Below are 20,944 nucleotides of genomic sequence, written 5' to 3'. Positions count from 1 at the left end.
GGCAGCCACAAACTGCTCTGGGTGGGCTCGATCCGATCGCCAGCGGCCTGCCGGGGTTGCAGCCCCGGCAGGCCATTCCTCTCGGAACACCCCAATCAATATCCGATTGCGCTATTACAAGGGTGGGCAAAGGCGCGAAGCGCCGTGCCCACGTCTTCGCATCAATTGGGCAGGACGTGGGCACGCTTCGCTTTGCCCACCCTACAGCAGTGTGCGTGACGGCCGCGCCTACGCCGCGTCCCCCACCTTCAACACGCCGCGCCGGATCTGGTCCTCCTCGATCGATTCGAACAGGGCCTTGAAATTGCCCTCGCCAAAGCCGTCGTCGCCCTTGCGCTGAATGAACTCGAAGAAGATCGGGCCGATTGCGTTGGCCGAGAAGATCTGCAGCAGCACCTTGGTCTGGCCGCCATCGACCACGCCCTCGCCGTCGATCAGGATGCCGTTCTTCTTGAGCCGGGCGACATCCTCTCCGTGCTTGGGCAGGCGCGTATCGATCTTCTCGAAATAAGTGTCGGGCGGCGACGGCATGAACGGCAGGCCGGCCTCGCGCAGCCCTTCGATGGTGCGATAGATATCGCGGCAGCCGCAGGCGATGTGCTGGATGCCCTCGCCGCGATAGGTCTCCAGATATTCCTCGATCTGGCCGGACTCGCCGGCGTCCTCGTTGATCGGAATGCGGATCTTGCCGTCGGGGCTGGTCAGCGCGCGCGAGAACAGGCCGGAGGCGCGGCCCTCGATGTCGAAGAAGCGGATCTGGCGGAAGTTGAACAGCTTCTCGTAGAACCCGGCCCAGACATTCATGCGGCCGCGATGGACGTTGTGGGTGAGATGGTCGAGATAGAACAGGCCGGCGCCATGCGGCTTGGGATCGCGCGCGCCCAGCCATTCGAACTCGGCGTCATAGGCCGAGCCCTTGGCACCGTAACGATCGACCAGATAAAGCAGGCTGCCGCCGATGCCCTTGATCGCGGGCACATCGAGCGTCTTCTGCGCCGACGACACATCGGCCGGCTCGGCGCCGAGCGCAATCGCACGGTCATAGGCCGCCTTGGCATCGACGACGCGAAAGGCCATGGACGGCGCACAAGGGCCGTGGGCGGCGACGAACTCATAGCCGTGCGTGCCGGGCTCCTCGTTGACGAGATAGTTGATGTCGCCCTGGCGATAGACCGTGATCTTCTTGGTTCTGTGGCGCGCGACCGGCGCATAGCCCATCAGCTTGAACAAAGCGTGCAAGTCTTGCGGATTGGGATGGGCGTATTCGACGAACTCGAAGCCGTCGGTGCCCATCGGGTTGTCGGCAGTGATCGTGGCCGGCGGTGCATCGTGCGGAAACGGTCCCATGGTGTTCTCCCGAATGGCTGCTGACAGGGAACTATCCTTCATGGGCCACGCAATGAGCGTGCAAACGAGACGGGCTTTGGCTATTCTATGCACGATCCGCGCATGAAACGGATGAAAGACGCATGATTTCTGTTGACGCCTTCGACCTCAGGATTCTCGGCGCGCTCCAGGACGATGGCCGCCTCACCAACCAGGAGCTCGCCGAGCTCGCGGGCCTGTCAGCCTCGCAATGCTCGCGGCGGCGGATGCGGCTGGAGGAGGAGAAGGTGATCGCGGGCTACCACGCCGACCTCTCCAGCGAGGCGCTCGGCTTCGGCGTGATCGCCTTCATCCAGGTGGGACTGGCGACCCACTCGCCGGACAATTCCAAGCGTTTTCGCGCGCTGGTGAACCGGATCGATGAGATCCAGGAGGCGTATTCGCTGACGGGCGATGCCGACTATGTGCTCAAGGCCGTGCTGCGCGATCTCAAGGGCCTGTCCAACCTCGTCAATGACGTGCTGATGCCGCACCAGAGCGTGGCGCATGTGCGCTCCTCGATCGTGCTTGATAGGCTGAAGGAGAGCTCGAAGCTGCCGCTGAAGGAGATCAAGCCCGGCTGAAATCGAGGGAACTATGGCATTCGCGCTGGCAACGCGATCTGCGATGATCGCAGCTCCAGTTGCGGAGATTCAACATGGCGCTCCAGCTGCGACCGAACTGCGAATATTGCGATTGCGACCTGCCGCCCGACGCGACCAATGCGCGGATCTGCTCCTATGAATGCACGTTCTGCGCGGACTGCGTCGAGACCAAGCTGTTCAATGTCTGCCCGAATTGCGGCGGCGGCTTCGCCCCGCGGCCGATCAGGCCGGCGCAGGAATGGCGGCCGGGCGTGTGCACGGCCAGGCAGGCGCCGTCCGACAAGCGGGTGCATCTGAAGTACAGCCTGGAGGATGTCGCGGCGCATTGCGCGCGGGTGCGCGACGTGCCGCCGGAGAAACGGTGATTTGGCCCGCTACTCCGCCGCCACGATCGTTCCCTCGACCTCGCCGAAGCCGACGCGGTAGCCGTTGCCCTGGCACCAGCCGCGCATCACGAGGCTGTCGCCGTCCTCCAGGAACGAGCGCCTGGCGCCGCCGGGCAGCTCGACCGGCTCGGTGCCGTTCCAGCTGATCTCGAGCAGGCTGCCGCGCTGGTTCTTCTCAGGACCGGAGATGGTGCCGGAGCCTAAGAGATCGCCGACATTCATGGCGCAGCCCGAGGAGGCGTGGTGCATCAATTGCTGCACCGAGGACCAATACATGTATTTGAAGTTGGTGCGGCTGATGCTGGCGGGCGCATTGGCGCCGGCGGCGTGCAAGGAGACGTCGAGCGCGACATCGTAATTCTGCGGCTTGGTCTGCTTGAGATAATCGAGCGGGACCGGCTGCTGCTCGGGCCCGTTCAGGCGGAACGGCTCCAGCGCCTCGCGCGTCACCACCCAGGGGCTGATCGAGGTCGCAAACGCCTTGGCCAGGAACGGACCGAGCGGCACATACTCCCATTGCTGGATGTCGCGCGCGCTCCAGTCGTTGAGCAGCACGAAGCCGAAGATCATCTCCTCGGCCTGGCTCTCGGTGAGCATGCCGCCCATCGGCGACGGCTGGCCGATCACGACACCCATCTCCAGCTCGAAATCGAGCCGCTTGCACGGCGCAAAGCTCGGCAGCTCCACATTCGGCGGCTTCAGCTGCCCGCGCGGCCGCTTCACCCTGGTGCCGGAGACGACCACTGTGGAGGCGCGGCCGTTATAGGCGATCGGCATGTGCAGCCAGTTCGGCTGCAGCGCATTGTCCTTGCCGCGGAACATCACGCCGACATTGGTGGCGTGCTCCTTGGAGGAATAGAAATCGGTGTAGCCGGAGACGGCGAAGGGCAGGTGGAGCTTCGCGTCGCGCATGAGAACGAAAGCGCGCGAGCGCAACTGCTCGTTATCGCGAAGCTCCGGATTGTCGTGCCGCAAGAGCTCGCTGATGCGCGCGCGGGTTTTCGACCAAACCTTTGGACCCAGATGCATCAGGGCGTTCAGTCCTCCTGCAAATGTGCCCGGATCGCCCGCACTGATCAGGCCATCTTGCTCGAGCTCCCAGAGATCGAGCACGTAGTCGCCGATCGCTACGCCGAGGCGCGGGGCACGGCCATCCTTGGTCGAGAACACGCCATAGGGCAGATTTTGGATCGGGAAGTCCGAGCCCGGATCGACGGCGATGAAGGAGCGGAGGCTGGGGTCGTTGGGGTGGGGCATTGGTTCCTGCCGAATGTTTATTCACAGTTTCTCCGCCGTCATTCCGGGGCGCGCGGAGCGCGAGCCCGGAATCCATATTCACAATCGTGGTTATGGATTCCGGGCCTGCGCCTTCGGCGCATCCCGGAATGACCAAGTAACTACGGCTTGCCTGGATCGAACCGCTTCTCCAACCCCTTCCAACAATCCGCGTAATCGGCCTGGAGCGTGGCGGCGTTCGCCGCATGCGCGGTGACGCGCTGCGGGTAGCGGGTCTCGAACATGAAGGCCATGGTGCCGGTCAGCTTCACCGGCTTCAATTCGCCGTTGCTGGCGTGCTCGAAGGCGTCGCGGTCGGGGCCGTGCGGCAGCATGCAATTGTGCAGCGAGATGCCGCCGGGGACGAAGCCCTGCGGCTTGGCGTCGTAGACGCCGTAGATCAGGCCCATGAACTCGCTCATGATGTTCATGTGATACCAGGGCGGCCGGAAGGTATTTTCCGCGACCATCCAGCGCTCCGGGAAGATCACGAAGTCGATATTCGCGGTGCCCGCCGTCTCCGACGGCGAGGTCAACACCGTGAAGATCGAGGGATCGGGATGGTCGAAGCCGATCGCGCCGACGGGAGAGAAGGTACGCAGATCATACTTGTACGGCGCGTAATTGCCGTGCCAGGCCACGACGTCGATCGGCGAATGCGGCAACGTGGTCTTGAACAGCGAGCCGCCCCATTTCACGTAGAGCTCGGTCGGCGTATCCTTGTCCTCGTAGTTTGCCACCGGCGTCAGGAAGTCGCGCGCATTGGCGAGGCAATTGGCGCCGATCGGCCCGCGCTCCGGCAGCGTGAAGGCGCCGCCGTAATTTTCGCAGAGATAGCCGCGCGCCGGGCCGTTCGGAATCTCGACGCGGAACTTGACGCCGCGCGGGATCACCACGATCTCGCCGGGCTCTGCATCGATGCGGCCGAACTCGGTGACGAGGCGCAGATTGCCCTGCTGGAGCACGAACATCAGCTCGCCGTCGGCATCGTAGAAATGCTGATCCACCATCGACTTGGTGATGAGGTAGACATGCGCGGCCATGCCGGCCTGCGTATTCACATCCCCCGCCGTCGTCATGGTCCGCACGCCCTGAATGAAGGTGACCTCCTCCTTCGGCAGCGGCGTCGGATCCCAGCGCAGCTGCGCGATCGGCAGGTCGTATTCATGGCACGGCGCCGAACGCCACAGCCCGGCGTCGACCTTCTCGAAGCGGCCGGAATGCTTCACTGAGGGGCGGATGCGGTAGAGCCAGGAGCGCTCATTGCTGCCGCGCGGCGCGGTGAAGGGCGAGCCCGAGAGCTGCTCGGCATAGAGTCCGTAGGCGCAGCGCTGCGGCGAGTTGCGCCCGATCGGCAGCGCGCCCGGCAGCGCCTCGGTTTCGAAAGAGTTGCCGAAGCCGGACATGTAGCCCGGCGTCACCTGGGCCGAGCTGCGGATGATCTGATCAGGCGAGGTATTGATGTTCATGACTATCCTCCTCCTTGCAAGGCGGCCCACATTTCCTGATCGCGCTTGTCGGTCCAGATCACGGGGTCGTCGATACCGGACGCTTCGTCGTAAGCGCGCGACACGTTGAACGGCAGACAGTGCTCGTAAATGGCAAAGCTCGAGAATTTCGGATCCATCACCTCGCGCGTCGCCGCCATCGATTCCTTAAGCGTGTGGCCCCTGGCGACCGAGATTTCGGCCGCGCCATAGAGCGAGGTGACGAAGTCGCGCGTCATCGCGATCGCCTCGCGCACCGTGGCGGTGCCCTTCAGCGCATCGCCGCGGCCCGGCGCGATCGCCTTCGGATTGAAGTTGCGGATCTCGTTCAGCGTCATCGGCCATTCTCGCAGATGCGCATCGCCGCAATAGCAGGCCGAGTGATACTCGATGAGGTCGCCCGAGAACATCACCTCTGCATCCGGCACCCAGCCGACGATGTCGCCCGAGGTGTGGCCGGCGCCGAGCTGCATCAGGCGCACCTCGCGCTTGCCGAGATAGATCGTCATCTCGCCTTCGAAGGTCAGCGTCGGCCAGGTCAGGCCGGGAATGCTCTCCGCATCCTGGAACAGGCGCGGAAAGCGCCCGTACTCGGAATCCCAATCCTGCTGGCCGCGCTCCGCAATCAGCCGATGAGTCTCCTGCGAGGCGACGATACTTTGGGCGTGATAGGCGGAGGCGCCCAGCACGCGCACGGCGTGATAATGCGACAGCACGACATATTTGATCGGCTTGTCGGTCACCGTGCGGACCCGCTCGATCACCTTGTTCGCCATGGCCGGCGTCGCCTGCGCGTCGAACACGAGGCAGCCATCGTCGCCGACGATCACGCCGGTGTTGGGATCGCCCTCGGCGGTGAAGGCATAGAGATCGGTGCCGATCTCGGAGAAGGTGATCTTCTTCTCGGAGAGATCGCCGGTGGATGCGAAGTTCTTCGCCATCAATTCGTCCTTCAGGTCAGGGTTATTGTTGTTGCTGTTGCTGCTGCTGGCCGTCGATCATGCGGCGCTTGGCGAGTCCGATCGCCTCGCGCAGCACGTCGATGTCGCCGATATGGTTGGCGAGGATGAGCACCAGAGCCGCGTCGAAATCGGCGCTCTGCTCCTCGGTCAGGCCGCGATGCGCCTCGACGATGGCGCGGAAGGCATCGTCAGGGCGCGCGAAGTTCGAACTGGTGGAGAGCGGCATGCCAGACCTCAATACAAACCTTCGGCTCGCGCCAGCGCCGCCGCGATCGCCGAACGCGTCGGATGACGGAAGCGCGCCGCGACATAACCGTCGGGCCTCAGCAGGTAGGCGGCACCCGGCACGGCGCCGTAGCGCTTTGCGATTAGGCCCGAGGGATCGGCAAATTCACCGTCGGCGCCAATGCGGATGCCCTTGATACCATCAGGCGCATCGATCGGCGCGCCATTGCTGAACGACAGCAGAGTGAAATCCGTTCCACCTTTGCGGAAGGCATCCGTCAGATAGATCGGCTCGCCGGCGGACGTTGCGGCGGGCGCGTCGAGCATCGAACCGCCGGGCGGGGGTCCACCGCGCCACGCATCCGCATCAAGCGAGGACAGCGGCGTATCGTAGCTGCACGGCACCGACAGCCGACCGCCATTGACCATGCGCTTGCCGAATTCGGTCTCCTTGGCGAGCGACAGCACCGCCTTGCGCAGCCGTGCCTCCTGATGCGAGTTCGGCGCCATGAAGTCGGTCGAGCGGGTGGATTCGCGGATGTTCTCGTCGGCCGCCATGCTGCGCTCGACATGGTAGCTCTCGAGCAGGCTCGCAGGCGATTTGCCGCGCAGCACGCGGTCGAGCTTCCAGGACAGATTCTCTGCGTCTTCGAGTCCCGAGTTCGCGCCACGCGCGCCGAAGGGCGAGACCTGATGCGCGGAATCGCCGGCGAAGATGACGCGGCCATGGATGAAGCGGTCCATCCGCCGGCATTGGAATTTGTAGAGCGAAATCCACTCGAACTCGAACTTGTCATGGCCGAGCATGCGCGCGATCCGCGGCCGCACGTTTTCCGGCTTCTTCTCGAGGACCGGATCGGCATAGCGATTGAGCTGGAGATCGATGCGCCAGACATCGTCGGGCTGCCGGTGCAGCAGCGCCGAACGCCCGGCATGGAACGGCGGATCGAACCAGAACCAGCGCTCGGTCGGAAATTCCGCGGTCATCTTGACGTCGGCGATCAGGAACTGATCCTCGAAGACCTGGCCGGCGAATTCCGCCCCGACCATCTGCCGCAGCGAGGAGCGCGCGCCGTCGCAGGCGACGACATAGCGCGCATTCAGGCGGTAGGCGCCCTCGGGCGTCTCGATCGTCAGCAGCGCGGATTCGTTGCGCTGCTCGAGCGCTGTCACCTTGTTGCGCCAGCGCAGGTCGATCTCCGGCAGCTCGTTGATGCGATCAACCAGATAGGCCTCGGCGTAATATTGCTGGAGATTGATGAAGGCCGGCCGCTTGTGACCGTCTTCGGGCAGGAGATTGAACTGATAGAGCTGCGACGCGCCATGGAAGATCCGCCCCACACTCCACACCACGCCCTTCTCGACCATGCGGTCGCCGACCCCGAGCCGGTCCCAATATTCCAGCGAGCGTTTCGAGAAGCAGATCGCGCGCGAACCCTCGCCGATGCGGTCGGCATCATCGAGCAGCACGACGCGCTGGCCGCGCTGGGCAAGATCGATCGCCAGCGACAAGCCGACCGGGCCCGCACCGACGATCACGACCGGATGCTCCGCAGGGCTCGAGGCGAGGCGGTCCTGATCGGGATGACGGCGGTAGCCGAACTGGGTCTTGGCTTGAGCGGTCTTGGCTTGAGGGGTATTGGCCGGCGCCATACACGAACCTCGGCTCTGGTCAGGACAGGATCGATCTGCTAGATAGTCTCACGTGCAACTATTTTGGACCGGAGCCGGCCGGCCGTCAACTAGAATTCGGAGCGCTCTCCTTGGCGAGGACATCCAGCGACATCGCGCTCAAAGCGCGCGCGGCCGACGAGGCTTCGGCGCGGCCAAAGCCGCGGCTCGATTTGTTCAAGTTCGTGCCGTTCCGCCTCAATCGGCTCGCCGCGGAGGTCAGTTCCGCGCTGTCGGTCGAGTATCAGGAACGCCACGGCCTCGACATTCCGGCCTGGCGCGTCATCGCCACGCTCGGCTTCCGCAATGATGCCTGCAGCGCGCAATACATTTCGCAATGCACCCGCACGCACAAATCCACCATCAGCCGCGCAGTGACGGCGCTGCTCAGCGACGGCCTGATCGAGCGGGTCGAGAACGAAGCCGACCGCCGCGAATTCCGCCTGCAACTGACCAGGAAGGGCCGCGCGCTCTACGAGGAGCTGTTCCCGCAATTGCTGCGGCGAGAGGACGAGATCCTCGCCTGCCTCTCGGCGCAGGAGCGCAAGCAGCTCTCGGCCCTGCTCGGCAAGATCGAGCAGAGCCTCGATCTGATCCAGACCAGCGAAGAGGCGGATGCGAAGCAGGCGTATTAGGGCGCCCCCCATAAGGCGCAGACGTCAGCTTTTGGGAGCCCGGTTGAGAAAGCTTGGTAGGACCGTGACGGCAGCGAGGTATATAGCGATGCTCCTTGTGGCGTTTGCCGCAACTCGCGCATACGCCGCTGACATAGGTTATCTGGCTCCCCCTGGAGTCGCGGCAAACGAGTTTCCCTCACCGCAGCGTCCTGTCGCACGGATCGTCAGCCCGCGCCGCTCCGCCGAAGAGCGCCGCGACGCCCTGAATGAGGCCGGTCAAATCGCACGCGCTCTTGAACTGAAACCAGGGATGACTGTCGGCGACATTGGAGCAGGCAGTGGCTATCACACGGTCAGGCTCTCGCACCTCGTCGGATCCGCCGGCTCTGTCGTTGCCCAGGACGTCACGCGGGACTATCTCGTCGAACTCGCCAGGCGAACAAAACTTCTGAAGTTGACAAACGTGCAATTCGCGCTCGGCGAACCACACGACCCGCGTCTGCCCGCTTCCTCGCTGGACGCCGCAATCCTTGTGCATATGTATCACGAGATAGCCCAACCCTATGCCTTTCTCTACAATCTTGCGTCCGCCTTGAAGCAAGGTGCGCGGGTCGGAATTGTCGATCTTGAGCTTCCGACGTCGAAGCATGGCACGCCAATTGAGCTCTTGCGGTGCGAGTTGACCGCCGTCGACTATCGCGAGATCGCCACATATAAGCTCGCAGGGGGCGGAGGATACCTGGCGGTATTCTCTCCTCCGGAGCTAGCGGCTCGAAAATCTCCCCACGATATCGTTGCTTGCGGGGATCCTGCCGGTGCTCGTTGACATCGCGCCCGCCTCCCGTCTCAACCCATCCGACGAACTCTACGAGGAGCTGTTCCCGCAATTGCTGCGGCGAGAGGACGAGATCCTCGCCTGCCTGTCGGCGCAGGAGCGCAAGCAGCTCTCGGCCCTGCTCGGCAAGATCGAGCAGAGCCTCGATCTGATCCAGACCAGCGAAGAGGCGGATGCGAAGCAGGCGTATTAGCCACCGCTGTCATTCCGGGGCGCCGCGCAGCGGTGAGCCCGGAATCCATCGCGACATCAGCTGCGTCGACAGATGGATTCCGGGTTCGCGCTTCGCGCGCCCCGGAATGACGCTACGGTGTCACTTTACAAACGACCGCGACGGCGGCAGATGCAGCGCCCAGGCATCGACCTCATCGCTGGCGCGCGGATAGATCTCCGTCACGATCGGATCGTGGCCGGGGATGAACCTGTCGGGATGACCGGCGAGGCGCTCGATCGTGTCCCAGCCTTGCGCCATGTCGCCGACATTGTAAACGATTGGGAACGGGCTCTTGCGCTGCAGATTGGCGTAATAATGCGCGGCATCTGAGGCCAGCACCACGGCGCCGCGCGCGGTCTCGACCTTCACCACCTGCAAGCCGTCGGAATGGCCGCCGACGCGGTGCACGGTCACGCCGGGAGCAACCTCGCCATCGCCGGAATAGAAGGTGACGCGCTCGCCATAGACGTGGCGCACCATCAGCGTGACATGCTCGACCGAGAACGGGTGGCGCAGCAGGCCGTTGCACATGCAGCGTCCGGTCGCGTAGGCCATCTCGCGCTCCTGCAGATGGAAGCGCGCGTTGGGAAAGCGGTCGAGATTGCCGGCATGGTCGTAATGCAGATGTGTCACGATGACGTCACGAATGGCTGACGCCGCGACGCCGAAACGCTCTAGCGCATCGACGGGATTGAGCGTGAGCTTGCGCGCCCGCGCGCTCGCCTCCTCGGCGTTGAAGCCGGTATCGACCAGAATGTCGCGGCCGTGCCCTCGAATCAGCCAGACGAAATAATCGAGGTCCTGCGCCGCGCTGTCATGCGGGTCGGGCAGGAGGAAGTTCATGTGGGGGGTGCGCGGCGACATCGTCGCATAGCGCAGGGCGTAGATCTCGTAGACGTTTCCCATGGGCTCGCTTTTTTTAGAGTTGGATCTTGGACGATCGCGCACACCAAGCCACCACCGGCAGGAAAGGTCAAACCCGGAGGCGAGGCTGCAATGTGAGATCGATCACGTCTTCACCCGCCCTGGCCGCGCTAAGGTCCGCCGGACAGCATCGAGGTACCGAGAACCGTCATGATAACCCCATCCATCCCTCTCGCGGCATGCCCATCCGCTGCGGTCCATCATCGGGATAAGGTCGAATCTCCAAGCGGTTGACGCCCTCCGTCCCCGGTTTGATAATGAGGTAAGCGTAAGTTAAGGTCGCCGCGGCGCAAGCTGGAACGGCGCCTTTTGGCTGGACCGCGCTGATTATGAAAATTCGCTTCTTTTTTCTTCTGCCCTTGCTGATCTCGCTCGTCCCGACGGCCCCCTCGCTTGCGGCCGGCGACCGTTTTGCGCTGGTCATCGGCAACGCCAAATATCCGGATGCGGATGCCCCGCTGAAGGAACCGATCAACGATGCGCGCGCCGTCGCCGACGAGCTCAAGCGCGACGGTTTTTCGGTCGAGCTCGGCGAGAATCTGACCGGCGACGCCATGCGCCGCGCCTTCGACAAGCTCTACGGCAAGATCAAGCCGGGCTCGGTCGCGCTGGTGTTCTTCTCGGGTTTCGGCATCCAGTCCGCGCGCCAGAGCTACCTGCTGCCGGTGGATGCGCAGATCTGGACCGAGTCCGACGTGCGCCGCGATGGTTTCAGCCTCGAGACGGTCCTCGGCGAGCTCAACACCCGCGGCGCCGGCGTCAAGATCGCGCTGGTCGATGCGTCCAGGCGCAACCCGTTCGAGCGCCGGTTCCGCAGCTTCTCAGCGGGCCTGACCCCGGTGATCGCCCCGAACGGCACGCTGGTGATGTACTCGGCGGCGCTGGCCTCGGTGGTCTCGGACGCCGGCGGCGACCGCAGCCTGTTCGTCCAGGAGCTGCTGAAGGAAATCCGCGTTCCCGACCTGATGGCCGAGGAGACGCTGAACCGCACCAAGATGGGCGTCACCCGCGCCTCGCGCGGCGAGCAGGTGCCGTGGATTTCCTCGTCATTGGCCGAAGATTTCTCGTTCATTCCGGGCGCCGGCGGATCGCGTCCGGCAACGCCGCCGCCCGCGCCTCCTGCTGCGCCGGCCGTCGTCGCCAACAACCCGCCGGCCGCCCCTCCCGCACCGCCGACACCACCACCACCGCCGAAGCCGGCCGACAGCGCGGCTGCGGCTCCCGCTCCTGCGCCTCCGCCACCTGCGGCTCCAGTCGCGGCGCCGGCACCGGCGCCCGCGCCTGCTCCCACCCCGAGGCCGCAGATCGAGGCCGCCCTGCCCCCGCCGCCACCGCCGGTGAAGCCGGTTGATCCCGTTCCTGCGCCGAGCACGGACGGTGGGCCGAGCGCTGCCGCCCTGGCTGACGATCCCACGATCAAGAGCCTGACTGCCAAGATTGCCGCCAACCCTGACGACGTGAACGCGCTGTACCGCCGCGGCCAGGTTTATGCCAGCAAGGGCGCCTACAGCCTCGCCATCAAGGATTTCGACGACACCCTCCGGATCAATTCGAAGGACGTCGAGGCCCTCAACAACCGCTGCTGGACCCGCACCGTGGTCGGCGACCTCCAGGCCGCGCTGAAGGATTGCAACGAGGCGCTGCGGCTGCGGCCGAACTTCGTCGATGCACTGGACAGCCGCGGGCTCGTCAATCTGAAGTCAGGCGCGGTGAAGAATGCGATCGCCGATTTCGACGCGGCCCTGAAGATCAACCCGCGCCTGACGTCCTCGCTCTACGGACGCGGCCTTGCCAAGCAACGCAACGGCTCGGCCCAGGAGGGGGCGCTGGACATCGCCAATGCCAAGGCGATGGATCCGAACATCGTTCAGGAATTCGCAAGCTACGGAGTGCGCTAGTATTTGTTTGAGTTGGGCCCCCGTCCAAGGCTCGAACCTTGAACAGCCCTGGGAAGACCAATGGGCGGATGCCGCAACAGGCCTTTTCGGGGGCGTGTTGCTTGAATTTTGAGAGCACGTGAGCTGGCTGCGCAGGAGGGACTGGGAATGAGATCGGCTGCAAATTGGCTTACCGCGATTCTGTCCATCATCACCGTCGGCGCCGCGCTGTCACTGCCGACCTCGGCTGCATATGCGGGCGATGACGGCAACAGCAAGAACGTCACCGAGGACGAGATCGTCCGCGCGCTGGCGCCGGCGCCGAAGAAGCCCTTGACGCGCGGCCTCTCGATCGGCCCGCAGACCGCCCCTGCACCGAGCGCGACCGACTCCAAGCTGATCCAGTCGGTGCGCGGCCGCTCGACGCGTTCGCTGTCGTCGACCGAGCGCGAGGAAATCGCCTTGGCCGCCAAGGACAAGCCGAACATCGATCTCGAGATCACGTTCGACTACAACTCCGCCAATATCAGCGCCAAGTCGCTGCCCTCGGTGCAGGCGCTCGGCCGCGCCTTGACCAGCCCGGACCTGAAGGGCTCGACCTTCGTGGTCGCCGGTCATACCGACGCCGCCGGCGGCGAAGCCTACAACCAGGACCTCTCGGAGCGTCGCGCCGATTCGATCAAGCGCTACCTGGTCGAGAAGTACAGCATCTCCGCGACCGATCTCGTCACCGTCGGCTACGGCAAGAGCAAGCTCAAGGACCCGAACCAGCCGCTGGCGGAGGCCAACCGGCGCGTGCAGGTCGTCAACATGGAAAACAAGACCACCGCATCGAAGTGAGCACGACGAATCCATTGCCAGTGACAAGTCGTGATGTCGTGTAAGGTCTCGTTTCCAAAGCGCGTCCCGCAGCCTTGCGGGACGCCGCTTCATGTCAGAAAAGCGCTCCGTTTGGGCCTCGCGCGGATGGCCGTGAGCCAGGTCAGGATGATCCGGCGATGAATTTGACTGAATACCTCAAGCCGGCCGGAACCGTGCTGTTCGTCGCCGCGCTCGGCATCGGCTATTATCTGTTCGAGCATCGCAAGCGTCCCGAGCCGAAGGAGACGCAAAGCGAGGCGCTCGTCATCGTGACGAAGTCAACCAATGCCTGCTTCTCCGATCTGGTGCGGGTGACCGGCTTCTTCGTACCGCGCCGCGAGGCGGTGGTCGTTGCCGATCAGGAAGGCTCCAGGGTCACCGACCTCCTGGTCACCGAGGGCACGATCGTCGCCGACAATCAGGAGCTAGCGCGCCTGACCGCACCGCCGCAGATTCCGGGCCAGCCGCAGCGGCCCGGCCCGCAAGGCCCGATCTCGCTGAAAGCCCCCGCGCCGGGCCTTGTCACCGAAGTCCGCACCATCGTCGGCGCGCCGGCCTCGCCGCAGGCCGGTCCGATGTTCCGCATCGCCGTCAACAACGAGATCGAGCTCGACGCCCAGGTCCCGGCGGTGCACATGTCCAAGCTCACCTCCGGCGCCACCGTGCGGATCAGCCGCGACGATGCGCCCGACCTGATCGGGCGGGTCCGGCTGGTTGCACCCGAGATCGACCGCGCCACGCAACTCGGGCGGGTCCGCATCAGCGTCGCCAACAACCCCTCGCTCAAGGTCGGCGTGTTCGCTCGCGCCTCGATCGACGCCAAGCGAAGCTGCGGCGTCTCGATCCCGAAGACCGCGATCGATCACCTCACGGTGCAGGTCGTCAAGGGCAATGTCGTCGAGACACGCAAGGTGCGGGTCGGATTGTCGTCCGACAGCGCGACGGAAATCCTGGAAGGGCTGCAGGTCGGCGAAATCGTCGTGGCCGACGCCGGCTCTTCGCTCCATGACGGCGACCAGATCAAGACCATGTTCGCCGATGAACTCGATCGCACGCGGGTACGCTGATGGCTCTCAATATCTCGGCATGGTCGATCCGCAATCCGCTCCCGTCGGTCGTCTTCTCGATCATCCTGCTGGTCCTCGGCTGGGTGTCCTTCACCAAGCTCGCGATCACACGGCTGCCCTCGGCCGACATCCCCGTGATCTCGGTGGCGGTATCGCAGTTCGGCGCAGCGCCGGCCGAGCTCGAATCTCAGGTCACCAAGACGGTTGAAGACGCGGTCTCCGGCGTCGAGGGCGTCAGGCACATCACCTCGTCGATCACCGACGGCCTGTCGGTCACCACGATCCAGTTCGCGCTCGAGACCAACACCGACCGCGCGCTCAACGACGTCAAGGACGCGGTGACGCGCGTGCGCTCCAACCTGCCGCAGAACGTCACCGAGCCGCTGATCCAGCGCGTCGACGTCATCGGCCTGCCGATCGTGACCTATGCCGCGATCTCGCCCGGCAAGACGCCGGAGCAGCTCTCCTATTTCGTCGACGACGTGGTCAAGCGCGCGCTGCAGGGCGTGCGCGGCGTCGCCCAGGTCGAGCGCATCGGCGGCGTCGAGCGCGAGATCCTGGTCTCGCTGGATCCCGATCGCCTGCAGGCGATGGGCCTGACCGCGGTCAATGTCAGCCAGAGCCTGCGCGGCACCAATGTCGACGTCGCCGGCGGCCGCGCCGAGATCGGCAAGAACGACCAGGCGATCCGCACGCTCGCCGGCGCCAAGACGCTTGGCGATCTCGCCGGCACCATGATCCCGCTGTTCGGCGGCGGCGAGGTCCGGCTCGACGATCTCGGCACCGTCACCGACACCATCGCCGACCGCCGCACCTTCGCCCGCTTCAACGGCGAGCCGGTGGTCGCGCTCGGCATCAAGCGCTCCAAGGGCGCCAGCGACGTGAAGGTCGCCGAGGCCGTGCAGAAGCGCATCGACGCGCTGAAAGCCGCCTATCCCGACGTCGACCTGAAGGTGATCGACACCTCGGTCGAATACACCAACGGCAATTACCACGCGGCGATCTCGACCCTGTTCGAAGGCGCGATCCTCGCCGTGATCATCGTGCTCTTGTTCCTGCGCGACCTGCGCGCCACCATCATCGCCGCGATCTCGCTGCCGCTGTCGATCTTCCCGGCGTTCTGGGCGATGGACCTGCTCGGCTTCTCGCTGAACCTCGTCAGCTTCCTCGCCATCACGCTCTCGACCGGCATTCTTGTCGACGATGCCATCGTCGAGATCGAGAATATCGTCCGGCACATGAACATGGGCAAGTCGCCCTACCGGGCCGCGCTCGAGGCCGCCGACGAGATCGGCCTCGCCGTCATCGCGATCTCGCTGACCATCATCGCCATCTTCGCGCCTGCGAGCTTCATGTCCGGCATTGCCGGACAGTTCTTCAAGCAGTTCGGCATCACCGTCTCGGTGCAGGTGTTCTTCTCGCTGCTCGCCGCGCGCTTCGTCACGCCGGTGCTGGCCGCCTATTTCCTCAAGCACAGTACGCACGAGGAGCCGCCGCCCGGTCCCATCCTGCGCTCCTATCATCGCATCGTGGCCTGGTCGGTGAAGCACTATTTCATCACGGTGCTGATCGGGCTCGGCGTCTTCGCCGCCTCGATCTGGAGCATCACGCTGCTGCCGCAGGGCTTCCTGCCGGCCCAGGACAGCGCGCGCTCGCTGCTTGCGCTCGAGCTGCCGCCGGGTACCCAGCTCGCCTACACCGAGAAGGTCACCGAGGACATCGTCGCGCGCCTACGCAAGCGGCCCGAGGTCAAGAGCATCTTCGTCGACGGCGGCCGCGTCCCGCCGGGCACCCAGGAGGTGCGCCGCGCCGCCCTGATCATCAATTACACGCCCAAGGACAGCCGCGACATCACCCAGCGCGAGCTCGAATTCTCCATCAGCCAGGAGCTGGAGAACGTTCCCGATATCCGCTTCTGGTTCCTGGACGAGAACGGCCTGCGCGCGATCTCGCTGGTGGTGACCGGCGTCGACCCCAACATCGTCAACAACGTCGCGAGCGAGCTTGCGACGCAGATGAAGCGCATTCCCACCATCGCCAACGTCATCTCGGAAACTTCGCTGGAGCGCCCCGAACTGCGCATCGAGCCGCGCGCCGATCTCGCCGCACGGCTCGGCGTCTCCACCGAAAGCCTGTCGCAGACCATCCGTGTCGCCACCATCGGCGACGTCGGACCGGCACTCGCCAAGTTCGACGTGGGCGACCGCCTCGTGCCGATCCGCGTGCAGCTCGAGGACGCCGCCCGCGGCGATCTGAAGACGCTGGAGCAGCTCCGCGTGCCGCTCGGCGAGCGCGGCGAGAAGGGCGGCGTGCCGCTTTCGGTCATCGCCGACGTCAAGCTCGACCAGGGTCCGACCAGCATCGGCCGCTACGATCGCGAACGGCAGGCGACCGTTGCCGCCGACCTCGTCGGCTCCGCCGCGCTCGGCGATGCCACCAAGAAGATCTACGACCTGCCGGTCATGAAGACCCTGCCGAAGGGCGTGAAGGTCTCGCCCTCGGGTGACGCCGAAAGCCTGAACGAATTGTCCGAGGGTTTTGCGACCGCCATCACGGCGGGGCTGATGATGGTCTATGCGGTGCTGGTGCTGCTGTTCGGCACCTTCCTGCAGCCGATCACCATCCTGTTCTCGCTGCCGCTCTCGATCGGCGGCGCGATCGCGGCCCTGCTCGTCACCGGCAAGCAGCTCACCACGCCGGTGTGGATCGGCATCCTGATGCTGATGGGCATCGTCACCAAGAACGCGATCATGCTGGTGGAATTCGCCATCGAGTCCATCAAGGCCGGCACGCCGCGCGAGGAGGCCATGATCGATGCCGGCATGAAGCGCGCCCGTCCGATCGTGATGACCACGATCGCCATGGCCGCGGGCATGATGCCGAGCGCCCTGGCCGTCGGTGCCGGCGGCGAATTCCGCTCGCCGATGGCGCTCGCGGTGATCGGCGGCCTGATCTTCTCGACCCTCCTGTCGCTGGTGTTCGTGCCCGCGATGTTCATGGTGATGGACGATTTCGGCGCCCTGATCTGGCGCTTCGCCAAGCGGCTGATCGTGCACAGCGAGGATGCGGAGACGGACCATCATGGGGCTGCGCCGGCGGAAGCCAGGCCGGCGGCGACGAGCATCGCACGACCCGCGGCGGAGTAGGGTCCACGCCAGCTTGGAAGCCCACGGTGGCGCAAGTCGTTTGCGCCCGCTAGCCTATGGCATGGCCTTCGCGCGCATCACGATGGACCCTGCCGTCTGCACTGGCAAAGCTTGCATTCGCGGGCTGCGTTTTCCGGTTGCGCGGCTGCTCGGCCTGCTGGCGGCCGGCGAGACGCGCGAATCGATCCTCAATGAATATCGGTATCTCGAGCGCGAGGACATCGATGAGGCACTGCGATACGCGGCGTTCCTCGCCGAGGATCTAGCCGTCGATCTGTCTCCACCCGCCGAGCAAGAGTGAAACTGCTCGCCCTACTCGTTCCGCGCGATCGCGGTCAGCTTGGTCATGTTCCGCAGCAGGATCCGGCCGCGCTGGAGATCGAGGATCGCTTCCTTGCGCCAGGCCTGGAGCTGGCGGTTTACGCTTTCGCGGGCGGCGCCGACGAAGACGCCGAGTTGCTCCTGCGAGATGTGGACCTCGGAACCGAAATCGGCGGCGAGCGCGCAGAGCCGCCGCGCCAGCCGCACCGGCAGCGGCTGCAGCATGGATTCTTCCATGCGCTCGCTCTGCCAGCGGATGCGCTGGCACAGCAGCGCGATGATTTTGATCGCGACCTTGGGCTCGCGCTCGAGGAAGCCGAGGAAGTCTTCGCGCCGCAGCACGAACAATTCGCTGGCCTCGCCCGCGGTCGCGTCCGCCGTCCGGTTCTGGCCGTCCAGCACCGCGACCTCGCCGAACAGGTCGCCCGGCCCCATGAAGTTCAGCGTCAGCCGGCTGCCGTCGGCGGCGCCGGTCTCGATGCGGACCTGGCCGCGGCGCACGCCGAACAGCGCATTGCCGGGATCGCCCTTCTGGAACAGCACCTCGCCGCTGGCCAAATGCTGGGTGTGGCAGAGATTGGACAGCCGCTGGAGCTCGTCTGCGCCGAGATCGGCGAACATCGGGTTCATCTTCAGGATGACCGCAAATTCGGCCTGCTTGCTCATGTCAATGTCCTTGTGAACGTGCTGGTCATCGTCTCTTGGCAAATCGTCTTGGCAAATCGCTTGAAACCATCAACCTCAGGATCGCGTAAAACAGCGCCAGAGAAGTGTGTCATAAGTCACATAACTTTGCAGCACCCCCTGACTATTTTTGCGCGCTTGGAGCCGCTTCCCGTCCGGGGATAAACTCCGGGCGCAAAGGACGGGTGATCGGCCGGGTTCGGCGCGGATTGTCCGTTGCTGGAAAGTCGACATGAGAGCATTGAAATTCGTCGGCGGGGCTTTGGCCGCCGTCATCGTCGTGATCGCACTTCTGCTCGTGGTCGGGATCCCCTCGGGCTTCCTGACCTCGACGATCGCCTCGCGCCTCGAGAGTGCGACCGGCTATCGGCTGTCGATCGACGGCACCACCAAGATCAGCCTATGGCCGACGCTGAACGTCACGCTGAACGACCTCACGCTGGCCGACCCCAAGGACCGCAGCGGCATCACGCGCCTGACGATCGATCGCGTGCAGGCCGACATGTCGCTCGCGAGCGTGTGGTCCGGCAGGCCCGAGATCAGCGAGCTCGTCGTCACCCGTCCCGTGCTCTACCAGCCGCTGCTGCGCGAACGCCTGCCGAATGCGGCCGCGCCTGCGAAGCCGCTCGCGCTAGACACCAAAGGCGCCACCATCGACCGCATCAAGATCACCGACGGCGAGGTGGCATTCTCGCGCCTGCGCGACCGTGTCGAGGGCCGCATCAGCGCCATCAACGCCGACGCGACCCTGGACCGCGACCGCAAGGTCAACATCACCGGCACCGCGCGCGTCGGCGATCACCCGACCAAGTTCGACATCAAGGCGGCCTCGCCGGCCGAACGGCCGGCGTTTCATGTGGATTTCGCTATCGATATGCCCAGCGTGCTGAAGTCCCAGCTCACCGGCCAGGCCGAGATGCGGCTGAGCGGCAATGTCGTGATGATCAACGGCGTGAACGGCAGGCTCGGCGATGGCGCCTTCAATGGCTGGGCTTCCGTCGACATCGCGAGCAAGCCGCTGGTCAAGGTCGATCTCGACTTCCATCGGCTCGCCATGCCGCTGGCGAAATCGCCGGAAGGCGTGTCCGGGCAGCCCTGGAGCAATGCGCCGATCGACGTCTCGGGGCTCAACTATGTCGATGCGCAAGTGCGGATCTCCGCCAACGAGGCGGTGATCGGCGATGCGCGCATCGCGCCGCTGGCGCTCGACGCCAAGCTCGCCGGCGGCGTGCTGAAGGCCGGCACGGCCAATCTCGGCGCCTATGGCGGCCAGGTCTCGGGCGAGGTGATCCTGGACGCGACGACCGGCGCGCCGAGCTTTGCCATGCATTCCGACCTCGTCGGCGTGCGCGCGCTGCCGCTGCTCCAGAGCCTTGCCGAGTTCGATCGCATCGACGGCAAGCTGCAGGCCAAACTCGCCCTGCGCAGCGCCGGCAACAGCCAGCGCGCGCTGATGGCGAACATGCAAGGGACGGCCTTCGTCAATTTCCAGGACGGCGCGATCCGCGGCATCAATGTCGCGCAGATGATCCGCTCGCTGACGACGAGCACGCTCTCCGGCTGGCAAGGAAACCAGAATGGAAACCAAAACGGAAACCAGGACCCGAGCCAGGAGCAGAGCACGGATCTGTCGCAGCTCTCGGCCTCCTTCCGCATCGACAAGGGTCAGGCGGTGACGACCGATCTCAACCTGATCGGGCCGCTGGTGCGCGTCACCGGCGCCGGCACCATCGCGCTCGACACCAAGATGATGGGCTTTCGCGTCGAGCCGAAGCTCGTGATGACGACCGAAGGCCAGGGCCGCACCTCCGAGCCGGTCGGCTTCGGCATTCCCGTGATGATCCAGGGCTCCTGGTCGCAGCCGCGGATCTATCCCGACATGGCCGGCATGCTGGACAATCCCGACGCCGCCTATGCCAAGCTGCGCGAGATGGGCAAGGGCCTGTTCGGCCCTGACGGCGCCGGGCTCGGCAACATCCTGGGCAGCCTCGGCCTTGGTGGCACCGTCGCGCCGGGCGGCAATGCCAATCCGCAAGGCCAGCAACCGGGGCAGAACAATCTGCTTGGCGGCCCGCTCGGGGAGGCGATCGGCAATCTGATCCAGCATGGTCTCTCCAGCGGCGCGGGGAGCGGCACTGGCACCGGCACCGGGCGCAACCGCAGCCTGCCGGCAACGCCCTCGACGCCGGCGCCGCAGGCCTCCCCTGCGGCCCCCGCCCTGGAGGATCCGCCGGCCGCGCAGCAGGACAGTCAGCCAATGAACGACGTGCTGCGGCAGCTCTTCAACCGCTAAGCTCCCTCCTTCGAACAGATCGGGCTGCGACCATCGCCGCCCGTCCACCTGCCCAGGAGGCCACAGGGGGTAACCACACCGGCCGGTCCCCGGCCGCGCGACGGCCCTTCGGTCCAAATTGTGCTAGAA

At 65.1% G+C, this 20,944-nt stretch carries 18 protein-coding genes and 1 pseudogene; 11 read left to right on the top strand and 8 right to left on the bottom strand.

Annotated elements, in window-relative coordinates; translation table 11 throughout:
* Window positions 1-228: 228 nt before the first annotated feature.
* Window positions 229-1,347 carry a 4-hydroxyphenylpyruvate dioxygenase gene (gene hppD, locus I6F28_RS35550; protein WP_225129939.1) on the bottom strand — a complete coding sequence of 373 codons (1,119 nt, stop codon included), beginning with the start codon at window positions 1,345-1,347 and terminating at the stop codon, window positions 229-231.
* Between the two features lie 122 nt (window positions 1,348-1,469).
* Between hppD and I6F28_RS35545 the strand changes: the two genes are divergently transcribed.
* Both I6F28_RS35545 and I6F28_RS35540 read left to right on the top strand, forming a co-directional pair.
* Window positions 1,470-1,949: an Lrp/AsnC family transcriptional regulator gene (locus I6F28_RS35545; protein ID WP_036016121.1), complete on the top strand. Its 480-nt coding sequence runs from the start codon at window positions 1,470-1,472 to the stop codon at window positions 1,947-1,949.
* A 74-nt stretch (window positions 1,950-2,023) separates the two neighbouring features.
* Window positions 2,024-2,335, top strand: coding sequence for a DUF1272 domain-containing protein (locus tag I6F28_RS35540; protein WP_057030263.1), 312 nt, complete (start codon window positions 2,024-2,026; stop codon window positions 2,333-2,335).
* 9 nt (window positions 2,336-2,344) lie between these two features.
* Here I6F28_RS35540 and fahA read toward each other — a convergent pair whose 3' ends face one another.
* The 5 genes from fahA to I6F28_RS35515 all read right to left on the bottom strand — a co-directional run bounded on the left by fahA (window position 2,345) and on the right by I6F28_RS35515 (window position 7,958).
* Window positions 2,345-3,613, bottom strand: a complete 1,269-nt coding sequence (gene fahA / locus I6F28_RS35535; RefSeq protein ID WP_225143625.1) for a fumarylacetoacetase — start codon at window positions 3,611-3,613, stop codon at window positions 2,345-2,347.
* A 140-nt stretch (window positions 3,614-3,753) separates the two neighbouring features.
* Window positions 3,754-5,100 carry a homogentisate 1,2-dioxygenase gene (gene hmgA / locus I6F28_RS35530; RefSeq protein WP_225143623.1) on the bottom strand — a complete coding sequence of 449 codons (1,347 nt, stop codon included), beginning with the start codon at window positions 5,098-5,100 and terminating at the stop codon, window positions 3,754-3,756.
* A 2-nt stretch (window positions 5,101-5,102) separates the two neighbouring features.
* Complete coding sequence (locus I6F28_RS35525; protein ID WP_225143621.1) at window positions 5,103-6,059, bottom strand: MBL fold metallo-hydrolase; 957 nt, start codon at window positions 6,057-6,059, stop codon at window positions 5,103-5,105.
* Between the two features lie 22 nt (window positions 6,060-6,081).
* Window positions 6,082-6,306, bottom strand: coding sequence for a DUF2783 domain-containing protein (locus I6F28_RS35520; protein WP_025032749.1), 225 nt, complete (start codon window positions 6,304-6,306; stop codon window positions 6,082-6,084).
* 8 nt (window positions 6,307-6,314) lie between these two features.
* Window positions 6,315-7,958 (bottom strand): FAD-dependent oxidoreductase, encoded by a 1,644-nt coding sequence (locus I6F28_RS35515; protein WP_225143620.1) that lies wholly within the window; start codon window positions 7,956-7,958, stop codon window positions 6,315-6,317.
* Window positions 7,959-8,068: 110 nt separating this feature from the next.
* Between I6F28_RS35515 and I6F28_RS35510 the strand changes: the two genes are divergently transcribed.
* The 3 genes and pseudogenes from I6F28_RS35510 to I6F28_RS35500 form a co-directional block, all read left to right on the top strand.
* The gene (locus tag I6F28_RS35510) at window positions 8,069-8,611 is read left to right on the top strand and encodes a MarR family winged helix-turn-helix transcriptional regulator (protein ID WP_225143618.1); all 543 of its coding nucleotides are present in this window, start codon (window positions 8,069-8,071) and stop codon (window positions 8,609-8,611) included.
* A gap of 88 nt (window positions 8,612-8,699) precedes the next feature.
* Window positions 8,700-9,419 (top strand): class I SAM-dependent methyltransferase, encoded by a 720-nt coding sequence (locus tag I6F28_RS35505; protein WP_036016344.1) that lies wholly within the window; start codon window positions 8,700-8,702, stop codon window positions 9,417-9,419.
* A 37-nt stretch (window positions 9,420-9,456) separates the two neighbouring features.
* Window positions 9,457-9,621: pseudogene (locus I6F28_RS35500) on the top strand (MarR family winged helix-turn-helix transcriptional regulator); the annotation flags it as partial.
* Between the two features lie 120 nt (window positions 9,622-9,741).
* Here the strand turns inward: I6F28_RS35500 and I6F28_RS35495 are convergent.
* On the bottom strand, window positions 9,742-10,548 hold the full coding sequence (locus tag I6F28_RS35495; protein WP_036015983.1) for an N-acyl homoserine lactonase family protein: 807 nt from the start codon (window positions 10,546-10,548) through the stop codon (window positions 9,742-9,744).
* A gap of 347 nt (window positions 10,549-10,895) precedes the next feature.
* Here I6F28_RS35495 and I6F28_RS35490 point away from each other — a divergent pair, with 347 nt between their 5' ends.
* From I6F28_RS35490 to I6F28_RS35470, 5 genes are all read left to right on the top strand, one after another.
* Entirely contained in the window at window positions 10,896-12,464 is a 1,569-nt protein-coding gene (locus I6F28_RS35490; RefSeq protein ID WP_225143616.1) for a caspase family protein, read from the top strand.
* Between the two features lie 147 nt (window positions 12,465-12,611).
* Window positions 12,612-13,283 (top strand): OmpA family protein, encoded by a 672-nt coding sequence (locus tag I6F28_RS35485; RefSeq protein WP_036015976.1) that lies wholly within the window; start codon window positions 12,612-12,614, stop codon window positions 13,281-13,283.
* A 158-nt stretch (window positions 13,284-13,441) separates the two neighbouring features.
* A complete protein-coding gene (locus I6F28_RS35480; RefSeq protein ID WP_036015974.1) occupies window positions 13,442-14,371 on the top strand; it encodes an RND family efflux transporter in 930 nt (309 codons plus the stop codon).
* Complete coding sequence (locus I6F28_RS35475; protein ID WP_036015972.1) at window positions 14,371-17,517, top strand: efflux RND transporter permease subunit; 3,147 nt, start codon at window positions 14,371-14,373, stop codon at window positions 17,515-17,517. Before I6F28_RS35480 ends, I6F28_RS35475 begins: the two co-directional genes overlap by 1 nt.
* 61 nt (window positions 17,518-17,578) lie before the next feature.
* Complete coding sequence (locus tag I6F28_RS35470) at window positions 17,579-17,818, top strand: DUF433 domain-containing protein (protein ID WP_036015970.1); 240 nt, start codon at window positions 17,579-17,581, stop codon at window positions 17,816-17,818.
* Between the two features lie 11 nt (window positions 17,819-17,829).
* Here I6F28_RS35470 and I6F28_RS35465 read toward each other — a convergent pair whose 3' ends face one another.
* A complete protein-coding gene (locus I6F28_RS35465) occupies window positions 17,830-18,504 on the bottom strand; it encodes a Crp/Fnr family transcriptional regulator (RefSeq protein ID WP_036044931.1) in 675 nt (224 codons plus the stop codon).
* A gap of 250 nt (window positions 18,505-18,754) precedes the next feature.
* Here I6F28_RS35465 and I6F28_RS35460 point away from each other — a divergent pair, with 250 nt between their 5' ends.
* Window positions 18,755-20,815, top strand: coding sequence for an AsmA family protein (locus tag I6F28_RS35460; RefSeq protein ID WP_225143614.1), 2,061 nt, complete (start codon window positions 18,755-18,757; stop codon window positions 20,813-20,815).
* Window positions 20,816-20,944 lie beyond the last annotated feature (129 nt).

Source organism: Bradyrhizobium sp. NBAIM14 (genome assembly GCF_020193895.1).
Lineage (GTDB): Bacteria > Pseudomonadota > Alphaproteobacteria > Rhizobiales > Xanthobacteraceae > Bradyrhizobium > Bradyrhizobium yuanmingense.
The sequence above is the reverse complement of the archived record's forward strand: the minus strand, read 5'-3'. Positions and strand labels throughout refer to the sequence as shown.

Excerpts from the sequence above, each read along its gene's own strand:
- hppD (WP_225129939.1), bottom strand. The coding sequence starts at position 1,347 with ATGGGACCGTTTCCGCACGATGCACCGCCGGCCACGATCACTGCCGAC.
- I6F28_RS35545 (WP_036016121.1), top strand. The coding sequence starts at position 1,470 with ATGATTTCTGTTGACGCCTTCGACCTCAGGATTCTCGGCGCGCTCCAG.
- I6F28_RS35540 (WP_057030263.1), top strand. The coding sequence starts at position 2,024 with ATGGCGCTCCAGCTGCGACCGAACTGCGAATATTGCGATTGCGACCTG.
- fahA (WP_225143625.1), bottom strand. The coding sequence starts at position 3,613 with ATGCCCCACCCCAACGACCCCAGCCTCCGCTCCTTCATCGCCGTCGAT.
- hmgA (WP_225143623.1), bottom strand. The coding sequence starts at position 5,100 with ATGAACATCAATACCTCGCCTGATCAGATCATCCGCAGCTCGGCCCAG.
- I6F28_RS35525 (WP_225143621.1), bottom strand. The coding sequence starts at position 6,059 with ATGGCGAAGAACTTCGCATCCACCGGCGATCTCTCCGAGAAGAAGATC.
- I6F28_RS35520 (WP_025032749.1), bottom strand. The coding sequence starts at position 6,306 with ATGCCGCTCTCCACCAGTTCGAACTTCGCGCGCCCTGACGATGCCTTC.
- I6F28_RS35515 (WP_225143620.1), bottom strand. The coding sequence starts at position 7,958 with ATGGCGCCGGCCAATACCCCTCAAGCCAAGACCGCTCAAGCCAAGACC.
- I6F28_RS35505 (WP_036016344.1), top strand. The coding sequence starts at position 8,700 with ATGCTCCTTGTGGCGTTTGCCGCAACTCGCGCATACGCCGCTGACATA.
- I6F28_RS35495 (WP_036015983.1), bottom strand. The coding sequence starts at position 10,548 with ATGGGAAACGTCTACGAGATCTACGCCCTGCGCTATGCGACGATGTCG.
- I6F28_RS35490 (WP_225143616.1), top strand. The coding sequence starts at position 10,896 with ATGAAAATTCGCTTCTTTTTTCTTCTGCCCTTGCTGATCTCGCTCGTC.
- I6F28_RS35485 (WP_036015976.1), top strand. The coding sequence starts at position 12,612 with ATGAGATCGGCTGCAAATTGGCTTACCGCGATTCTGTCCATCATCACC.
- I6F28_RS35480 (WP_036015974.1), top strand. The coding sequence starts at position 13,442 with ATGAATTTGACTGAATACCTCAAGCCGGCCGGAACCGTGCTGTTCGTC.
- I6F28_RS35475 (WP_036015972.1), top strand. The coding sequence starts at position 14,371 with ATGGCTCTCAATATCTCGGCATGGTCGATCCGCAATCCGCTCCCGTCG.
- I6F28_RS35470 (WP_036015970.1), top strand. The coding sequence starts at position 17,579 with ATGGCCTTCGCGCGCATCACGATGGACCCTGCCGTCTGCACTGGCAAA.
- I6F28_RS35465 (WP_036044931.1), bottom strand. The coding sequence starts at position 18,504 with ATGAGCAAGCAGGCCGAATTTGCGGTCATCCTGAAGATGAACCCGATG.
- I6F28_RS35460 (WP_225143614.1), top strand. The coding sequence starts at position 18,755 with ATGAGAGCATTGAAATTCGTCGGCGGGGCTTTGGCCGCCGTCATCGTC.